This is a genomic window from Plesiomonas sp., from assembly GCF_051650925.1.
GTDB lineage: Bacteria > Pseudomonadota > Gammaproteobacteria > Enterobacterales > CAMTGL01 > Plesiomonas.
Genome location: NZ_JBOFRH010000236.1, coordinates 1 through 1,527 on the forward strand (window position 1 = coordinate 1; position 1,527 = coordinate 1,527).

1 protein-coding gene and 1 pseudogene are annotated in these 1,527 nt (G+C 46.7%); one reads left to right on the plus strand and one right to left on the minus strand.

All coding sequences use genetic code 11. The annotated features are described in order from the left end of the window. Window positions 1–386 (minus strand): annotated as a pseudogene (locus tag ACRC27_RS05550) (aspartate aminotransferase family protein); the annotation flags it as partial. Between the two features lie 381 nt (window positions 387–767). Between ACRC27_RS05550 and ACRC27_RS05555 the strand changes: the two are divergent. Beyond that, a partial coding sequence (locus tag ACRC27_RS05555) for an amino acid--tRNA ligase-related protein (RefSeq protein WP_438639385.1) occupies window positions 768–1,527 on the plus strand: 760 nt, incomplete at its 3' end.

Consider the following 1,527-nt stretch of genomic DNA (forward strand, 5'->3'; position numbering starts at 1 on the left):
GCGCCATATACTGCCGGATCACTGGGCATAGTAATCACGTTTTCAACTGAACTTGGGTTTTCCCAGTCTTTTGACATTGCTGCGGCAAATGTCAGTAGCGGATCTGTGCCCGCACTCGGTGGCTGCATATGTGGCTGGATCTGGCGCATGCCGTCAATCTGCGCAAACATGGCAGCCCCCTGCGGATAAGCGGCCAAACGTTCGGCAGGCGCTAAATGCTTTTGCCGAAAACCGATAATTTGCTGCAAACCCGGATCTTGATAAATCGGCCATTGTTTGGGATCACGGCTAAAAAACCATGCCATAACTTGTTCATAGCGATCTGAAAAATAAGAAGAAACTGTATTTTCCTGCGATGAATGCAGCAACGCATCGTGTCGAGTCATGAGTGCTTATATCCTTGAATTTACCTTTTCCCGAAAGAGGTATGGGTAGTTAATCCAGCATAATTCACTACAAATTAAGTGCAAAAGCAAAACAATAATTCATTTATATGATTAAAGTCAGACTTTAAATTTGATTCGATAGCAAAATAACGACACTTAACACCAAAAACAATTCAGTTTGTAATATTTACCGCTACGCCCCCTTCCATACCTCATCGTAAAGAAGAAAAAGATACTGAAAATAGAAAAAACTCACCCGATGAACACAATTACGCAGAATTTATGCTTGAGTCCTGCGGATCGGCAGGTAACATAAGCAATTATCCTTGCTAGGTGCATTCAGTGCCTAAGAAAAGCAAAAATACGGAGTATGAGAATAGTATGAGCGTAATGCCTGTCGTTGATGTATTGCGTGGCCAGGCCGCGGTTGACAGTGAAGTCACCCTAAAAGGCTGGGTACGAACACGTCGAGATTCCAAAGCGGGGATCTCATTCCTTGCCGTTTATGATGGCTCATGTTTTGATCCTCTGCAGGCAGTTATTGCCAATTCTCTGCCCAATTACGAGAGTGAAGTGCTGCGCCTGACTACCGGCTGCTCGGTTGAAGTCACCGGTACTGTCGTTGCTTCTCCGGGTCAAGGTCAGGCCTTTGAGATCCACGCTACTGACGTAAAAGTGCTCGGTTGGGTTGATGATCCTGACACCTACCCAATGGCTGCAAAACGCCACTCTATTGAATACTTGCGTGAAGTGGGCCATCTGCGTGCGCGTACCAATATTGTGGGCGCAGTAACACGTGTGCGTAACACGCTGGCACAAGCCGTTCACCGTTTCCTGCATGAAAATGGCTATCTGTGGATCTCTACCCCACTGATCACTGCCTCAGATTGTGAAGGCGCAGGTGAAATGTTCCGTGTTTCCACGCTGGATATGGAAAACCTACCGCTGACCGACAAAGGTGCGGTGGATTATTCACAAGATTTCTTCGGTAAAGAAGCCTTCCTGACCGTATCAGGCCAACTGAATGTTGAAACTTATGCTTGTGCGCTGTCTAAAGTGTACACATTTGGCCCAACTTTCCGTGCGGAAAACTCCAACACGACCCGCCATCTGGCTGAGTTTTGGATGATCGAGCCAGAAA